This window comes from Nostoc sp. CHAB 5715 (genome assembly GCF_020829685.1).
Lineage (GTDB): Bacteria > Cyanobacteriota > Cyanobacteriia > Cyanobacteriales > Nostocaceae > Nostoc.
Window position 1 is genome coordinate 1 of the sequence record NZ_JAIVFR010000265.1, and the last position, 8,006, is coordinate 8,006.

Annotated in this window: 4 protein-coding genes; all 4 read right to left on the reverse strand. The window is 41.4% G+C overall.

Going from position 1 to position 8,006, the window contains the following annotated elements:
- Nucleotides 1–1,055 (reverse strand): polyketide synthase (locus tag LC574_RS16185; protein WP_229454466.1); only part of this gene is annotated, 1,055 nt, incomplete at its 3' end.
- Between the two features lie 135 nt (nt 1,056–1,190).
- A complete protein-coding gene (locus tag LC574_RS16190; protein WP_229454463.1) occupies nt 1,191–1,580 on the reverse strand; it encodes an acyl carrier protein in 390 nt (129 codons plus the stop codon).
- A gap of 284 nt (nt 1,581–1,864) precedes the next feature.
- Entirely contained in the window at nt 1,865–3,550 is a 1,686-nt protein-coding gene (locus LC574_RS16195; RefSeq protein WP_229454464.1) for a PfaD family polyunsaturated fatty acid/polyketide biosynthesis protein, read from the reverse strand.
- 188 nt (nt 3,551–3,738) lie between these two features.
- Nucleotides 3,739–7,746, reverse strand: a complete 4,008-nt coding sequence (locus tag LC574_RS16200; RefSeq protein WP_229454465.1) for a PfaB family protein — start codon at nt 7,744–7,746, stop codon at nt 3,739–3,741.
- Nucleotides 7,747–8,006: the final 260 nt, after the last annotated feature.

Consider the following 8,006-nt stretch of genomic DNA (forward strand, 5'->3'; position numbering starts at 1 on the left):
AATAAGGCGTTGGCTTTGTGGGAAATTGTGTTAGCGTACTCTAGAGGTGTATCTTTGGCGTTACGCACTTTTAACGCTTCGTCATAAGCTGCGATCGCTTCAATTGGATCTCCCAAAGGAGTGCCAGTACCGTGCAACTCAACATAGCTAATTTCAGCTGGTGTCACCCCAGCATTATCCAATGCTTGACGAATCAGTGCTTCTTGAGCAGGGCCATAAGGCACGGTCAATCCCTTACTGCGTCCATCATGGTTAATCTCACTGCCACGAATAAGTGCATATATCTGGTCATTATCTGCCAAAGCTTGCGATAAAGGTTTGAGGACAATAAAACCAGACCCTTCACTGCGAACATAGCCATTAGCTTCGGCATCAAAGGTTTTGCAACGACCATCGGGAGACAAAGCCTTTAGGTTAGTTAAACCAATGTGTCCAGTCGGTGAAACAATAATATTCACACCTCCAGCCAAAGCCATGCTAGCTTCTTTGTTCCATAAACTTTGGCAGGCAAGGTGAACTGCAACAAGTGACGAGGAACAAGCCGTATCAATTGCCATGCTTGGCCCCCGAAAGTTGAATACATAGGAAAGGCGACCAGCAGCAAGGCTCAACACATTACCAGTTAGATCGTAGCCTTGGATCTGTTGGGAATAACCCTCTCCCTGAATCAAGGTGTAATCGTTTGTGGAAATACCCACAAACACGGCAGTGCGTGAGCCGGATAGCTGTTCTCGCACCTGTCCAGCATCTTCTAATGCTTCCCAAGCCACCTCTAATAAGAGTCGTTGCTGGGGGTCCATAGACATGGCTTCTCTCGGTGAAATTCCGAAAAAGTGAGGGTCAAACTGGTCTACTTGCTGTAAAAAGCCGCCGCAGCGCGAGTTCGTTTTGCCAAGAATTTCCGGGTTTGGGTCATAGTATTGATTCAGATCCCAGCGATTTTTGGGGATCTCTGTAATGGCATCAACTCCGTTACACAAAAGTTGCCAAAAAGCCTCTGGATCTTTTGCGCCAGGAAATCGGCAGCCAATACCAATGATTGCGATCGCTTCCATTTCAACTACCTTCCTTGATTGCACCACATTTTTGTCATTGCTAAAACAGTGCTGAATGCTGAACAATGAGTACTCACAATTGAGTCCTAACTCAGCACGGACTAAACCATAGCTATCCGCTAACGGAACTCAGCACTACTGAATTTGAAACTCTAGTGCCGCATAGGAGAAATAACTAACCAGTAAAAAAAAGATTAAAAAGCTGATACTAGAAGCTTTCTTTCCTTCTGCCTTCTGCCTTGTTGCACTAGTTTCTTCAGCTAGGCGTTCAGCAAGTTCTGCAATATTTGGGTAATTAAAGATTAAAGTAGGATTGAGATTGCGTCCCAGCCACTTTTCTAACTTTCCCAATAGGATAATTGTCTCTACTGAATTTAAGTCGTAGTTATCAAAAGGCTCATGAATATCTATATCTTCCGGATCAATTTCCAGCCGCTCGGCAAACTGGTTAACCAACCAAGCTTCAATATCTGCGATTTCAAACTGTCCAGAATTTGAAATAGTAATAAAGTGGTTCATTTGCATAAATTAAACAATTGAGTTTTACTTATTCTCGGCGCTCTTGGCGTCTTGGTGAACCAGCGCTGTAGGCGGGTTTCCCGCCGTAGGCGACTGGTGAACCCGAAGGGCGGTTCGATAAATTAAGCTTTTTAACAATTTTTGCGTAAGTCCTAATTTGGAGGTAACACACTCAGCTTGTAGCTGAAACTGACTTATATAGGATTCCTATTTGATTTATGAAAAAACTCCCCCTCAACTGGAAAAGGCTGATTCCCTAGTACAGACGCGATTAATCGCGTCTCTACTCCCTACTCCCTGCCTACGCTCAAAGGAATTGGGCGATAGTAACGGTAGTGGGCTGGCATTTGCAAACCCTGGAATTTCAAACTTTGCAATCGGTATAAGTAAGCTGCTCCAGTCATAATGTGGTGAGCAACGTCAACCACATGTCGTGCATTTGATTCAGCTAAATAAGACTCCTTTACCCATTCATTAAAAGCACCTATAGCGGGGCCACACCAAATTTGGTAATCGATTTCTCGCCCTTTTTCACCAGAAGAAGACCAGCGAGAGGACAATCCCAAATACCAACGAAAAATTAGCGCCATTTTCCGCTTAGGATTGTCGTTTGCCCTAGTAATTTGCTCAGGATCTCGTTCAGTGAAAAAAGCAACCGTATCCTGCCAAATAGCTTCCAGGTTTCTGCCAAAGACTTGCTCTTCTAATTTTTGTCTTTCCTCAAGTGGAATTTCATCAATTGAGTTGTAACTTCTGTAAAGATCATATAATTTCTGCGCCCGCATTGGGAAAAGAGTACCGCGTTTGAGCAGTTGTACTTTTACTCCCATTTCAAACATATCGGCAGAAGGAGCCATAATTACATCAGCCATACTCGCTTGGGCTAGCAAGTTTTTTGTATGCACAGAAGTGCCAGCTTCAACACAAGATTGATTAATAGAACCAGTCACTATATAACTAGCCCCCATCATAAAGGCAGCTAATGCTGATTCAGGTGTTGCAATACCTCCTGCTGCACCGATTCTTACCTGTTTGTCATAGCGGTATTTTTGCTGCATCTGATCTCGAAGAACGAGGATGGCGGGTAGAAGACAAACCAAAGGACGATTATCTGTATGTCCACCTGAATCTGCTTCTGTGGTAATATCATCAGCGATCGGAACTTTTTCTGCCAGAGTAGCTTGTAATTCTGTGATTAGTTGTTGTTCAACCAGTTGCTGAAGAATTTTTCTTGGGGCTGGCTGTAAAAATTTTGTCGCCACTTCTTGACGAGAAATTTTGGCAATGATTTTATTTTTAACTTCGATTTGACCGCTCGCATTCAAACTTAGCCCCGCAGCTCGATAATAGACGATATGGGGGGTTAAATCCAGAAATGCTGAAGCTTCTACAGTTCTAACACCGTGTTTGAGATATAAATCTACAGCCCGGCGTTCCAAGGCTTCTTCGCTGGGACTGTGAATCAGGTTAAAGGCGTAAGGGCCTTGGGGAAGGGCTTGCTGAATTTGGTTAATAGCTGCTTCAATGCGGGAAGGAACCAAACCAGCCGCACCAAAACTACCCAAAATGCCTGCTTTTCCTAAAGCAATTACTAATTCTGCGGAAGCAATGCCACCTGCCATTGCACCAGCCATATATGCATATTTTACACCATGAAAAGCGAGGAAGTCGCGATCGCCTAACTGTTGCGGCGGTAGTGGCGGCACAACCATCAAAGTCTCTAATTTTTCACTTTGACTGTTGTTAGGGTCGTAAAAATTACCTTGGTTGGCGATACCAACCCGATTCTGATCTTGGATAACATAACAAGGTTGGTGCAAATTCAACAGCCGAGATTTGATTTCCATTTCCTCAAAGGCAATTGAATTTAAATCACCCTTCCTAGTTTTGTTGATATTATTGAAAGAACTTGTCACGTTGCGGCCTTCTAGTAAAGTTGTGGAGGCATCTTTTGCTTTATTTCCATTCCCTAACATTTGGAAAATCCTATTATAATTCAATACAGTTCAGTTAAGCATTTCTTCCTTCTCTCTGCGTCCTTGGCGTCTTGGCGGTTCGTTAAAAAAATTGACTTTGTAACATAGTTTTAGCCTTAACTGAACCGTATTGTATTATAATTACAACAAGTTTTCAGTTTTTTATGAAACTAGATTAATTTTAATCATCAATTTACAGGTTTTTCAGATAACTGTATTCCCAAATTTTTGATATAAGCAATGGTTTTATTACCATAAATAATTTCGACATTAGCTATAGCAAAAGGTTCAGGCGATCGCCCCATTTCAATCACTTCTAATCGATAGGTTAAAGTACTAAAAGCTGGCGTAACTTGTCCACGAAAACGTACTATTTGTGGACGTTGAGCAATAGCTTGAAATCTGGCATTATTAGTGCAAGTTTGTAATCCCAAAAACAGCAGATAAAATTGCAATAGTTGAGAGCTACCTTCAACCATGAGACTACCGGGCATAGTCGGGTCATTTTTAAAGTGACAGAGAAAATACCAGTCACTTGGCTCTACAGTTTTTATAGCAGTAACTAAACCTAATCCCGCAGCTCCTCCTTGAGAATCAACAGATAACACCTTATCAAACATCAACAGCTTCTCTGACGGTAATCGCAGTGATGAATTCAAGCCATTTTGTTGATAATTAGTACCGAAGCAAGCAGCAATATTTCCTTGGGTTAAATGAAGTAAGTCTTGACGGTCAAAAGTAGATTTTTGACACGATAGTAACGATTGAAAATACTGTTTCTGAATTTGGCTTCTTTCTTTTTCGTCTCGCTCAGTAAAAATAATACCTTGTCCTTGCTCCAATTCCTCGTCAGAAAATAATCCTGCACAGCCTCCAGAAATTTTTAGAAATAATTTTTCGTTAAGAAAACACTCGCCACTAAAAAAAACAACCAAGTTTGACGCAGTTTTGACAGAAGAGTTTATTTTAACATCATAACGCATAGTTTTGATGTCTTCTGGCTGGTCACTGAGAAATGTAGCAGTTAAATCTAGTAAGCGAAATGACCGTTGCCCTTGATTATCGAAATCAGTTCCCAAGTAACCAAGTAAAAGTAAGAAACCCTGACCTGCTTCTTCATATATTCCTATAGGAATTTGACCATCAACAGCGAACCAAGCATCAGAAGGCAGATCGTATTCAGTTTGTACAAAACCATAACCATACTCACCTCTGACGCCATCAATTTTGTTTACACGGCTGATAAACAGATAAGGAGGACTGGGAAGCCTTACTCGTCTAGGATAAGGGTCAATAATTTCATAATCTTTACCCAATACTTTTGAAACTTGTCCTTGGGCAAACTCAAGTACATCAGCTTCATCAAAAATAACGTTGCTAGACTCTTTAGAGACAGAAACACTACTTTGAGATAAGCTGATTGAATCTAAATTTTCACCGCCTTTGTTGTTGCTTACACTCAAACTCGTAGGCGTCAACGGATACTTTTCTAAGCTGATATTTTTAATAAAAGATTTCTTTTGATTGCTACTTTCTGCTCTTGTACAGTACAGTGGTGACAAATCCACAGAGGCGCGATGACTTAAAAGTTGTGCCAAAGCTTTAACAATAGTAGTATAATCATCGGCTCCTCTACGATTGATGGATATAGTAACGTGTTCTTTTTGTTGGAGATTATCAGCAATCCATCGGGAACAGGTGTTACCAGGGCCAACTTCAATGAATATCCTAGCTCCATCTTCATAGACCTGGTTAAGCAGTCGTGGAAAATCAACGCGCTGACAAAATCCTTGACTAACACGATGAGCCAGAGATTCCCTATCAAGGGGCATTAGGTCATAATTAGCTGAAGAATAAAAATTAATCCCTGAGACGTTTTGAGTCGGTGAGGTGTTAAGTTTAATTAGCTGATCATATTCACTAGCCATCGGTTCACAATGGAGTACCAAGTCAGCAGGTGCGCGGAACGCATCGCAATTCAAATCTGCGATCGCTCTCTGACAGGCTTGGGGTTCTCCAGCGATGACAACTTCATTTGGCGTGTTAATATTTGTCAAATAAACTTGAGTTTCCTGTTTGAGGCGAGAGACAACGCTAGATAGTGGAGCCATGAGAACATAACTATGCCACACAGCTTCGTCTTCATGTAGATTTTCGGGTAAGCCCCAATAATCTCGGACTGTTTTTTTCGCACCTACTAAGCGTGTTTGAAACAGTTCTGATGAATGAACAAATTTGTTAACATTGTCGCCGCTAGTCCAAACATTCAAGGAATACAGCATGGTGCTTTCGCCCATACTGTAACCAAAGGCAGCTTGAGGTTGGATTTGGAAATAATCTCTCAAGATATGTGTTAACAACACTGAAAAACCTGTTCCAGAAACTTGCATCGATAGCGGATCATCGAGTAATTTTGCTTCTATATCTTCTAGTTGCCTTTTAGATATTTGATTGAGACTTCTGGGATAAAGTAATTTCTCACGAAAAAATAGGTTAGGTTGAGAAACGAAACTGGTAGCGCTCTCAAAAGTTTTAGGAAACAAGTAGAAAAGTTTCCGACCCATGCCAATGTAGGAATTAAAAGCACCTGGGTAAATAAAAGCGATATGACCCCGTTTACCTTGGGGCTTGGCGGTGAAATAGCTGCCTGATGGGCTTTTCCAGTCTTTCCCGCAAGCAAAGGCATTGGGGATGCCCTTACGTCCGCGCTGGATTTCCCGAAGCAATTCGTCTTGGTTGTGTCCAACGATCGCTAAAGCATAAATCGCTTGTGGATTATTTTGAAAAGTGGCAAAGGTCTGACTAGCAACGGTAGACAAAGAGGAACTATTTTTAATTGTCTGTTCTAATGTCTCAAGTTGCTCTAGTAATCCAGATTGGTTATTAGCAGCGATCAAGAAAAGATAGAAGGGACTTTGTTCTAAGTACCTATGGTTGCAATCTTGTGAACTGGAGTCTTCTGATAAAATTATGTGTGCATAAGTCCCGTCGCTAGCTAGGCTATTTATAGCAGCTACTCTTGTTGTTTGTCTTGAATTTAAAAACCAGGGTCTAGATTCAGTAGGGACATAAAAAGGACTGTCCTGCCAAATTTCGGGTTTTTTTGGGCTAGTCCACTGTGGTGTTGCGGGAATGTAACGGTTGTGTAGGCAAAGAGCAGTTTTAATTAAGCTGGCGATTCCAGAGGCAATATAAGTGTGTCCGATGTTAGCCTTGACACTGCCGAGCGCACAACTCAATTCGGAGTTAGGAATTTGATAAGCTTGGATTAAACCCTGGATTTCTGCTTCATCCTGCTGTTCATTTCCACTAGCAAACACTTCTAGGTAGCCGATGTCTGCGGCGCTAACTCCGGCTTTGGCAAAAGCTTTCTGGCAAGATTGTTTAACTAATTCGGCTGGGTTAGTTGAACTTTCGTATAGGTGACTAACTGTGTCAATTACTGCATAAATGCGATCGCGATCGTGCTTGGCTTTTTCATATCGCTTTAAAACTATAGCTCCGGCTCCTTCACCTACTATCGAGCCACTGGCATTACAATCATAACTGAGGGTTGGTTTGCCAGACATCACACAGTCAAGTTCACCAGCAAAATTCACAGCACTTACCACCACAGAGTCTACTGGGCCGACAGTAAGCAACGTTTTTGCTATTTCTAGCGCCTCAAAAACGGAATTCTCTTCAGCATTGACAACAAAGTTAGGCCCTGAAGTATTCCATAAAGCAGAAATTTTTTGGAAAACAGTATTTGTTTTCTCACTAAAAGTGTTGTCATTATCTCTAGTTTCAACTAACTTTTTATCAACTTCCTTAACTGGGTTTTCTTTAATGACAGCGACAATAGCCACATTTTGCAGTCTTTTTTGCTTTTGGTCTAACTTTGCATCCCTTAAAGCTTGATCAATCACCTTTAGCATTAACAATTGCTTAGGGTCGTGTTTATCTATGTCGTTGGGCGGGATTTTGAAATGAAACGCATCGATTTCAAAATCTTGAATATAAGCTCCCAACAATGCTTGATTGTTATGATCCTCCTCTTCCAGTGTTGGCAGCTTTGGCTGTATGTCTTGACGGCGTATAGGAGGAATAGGAATAAAATACTGGGTCGCATCGTAAATACTACGCTCAAATTTATCCAATCCATGACACGTACCAAAAAATGCTTCTATGCCTACAATTGCTAGTTTTACTGTCATTTTTTATATTTCCTAATATTATGTAAGCAAAGTCATAATGAGAAGGAGTCAGAAGACAGAATTCAGAATTCAGAATACCCCAGCAGTCAAGTCAGGGGTAACAATCACGGAAAGAATTTAATATCACGCGCGTTTAAAATCGGGGGCTTTAAACCTCGATTCTCCATCCAGTCGCACAGAATCCATTCTGGATTCTGGCTCCTGAATTCTGAATTCTTCTTCGGTAAAATTCAAAAGAATTTCACAACAAGCGGCTGCGG

What these genes read in the sequence shown, in the direction of transcription:
- LC574_RS16190 (WP_229454463.1), bottom strand. Translation starts at nt 1,580, where the DNA reads ATGCAAATGAACCACTTTATTACTATTTCAAATTCTGGACAGTTTGAA.
- LC574_RS16195 (WP_229454464.1), bottom strand. Translation starts at nt 3,550, where the DNA reads ATGTTAGGGAATGGAAATAAAGCAAAAGATGCCTCCACAACTTTACTA.
- LC574_RS16200 (WP_229454465.1), bottom strand. Translation starts at nt 7,746, where the DNA reads ATGACAGTAAAACTAGCAATTGTAGGCATAGAAGCATTTTTTGGTACG.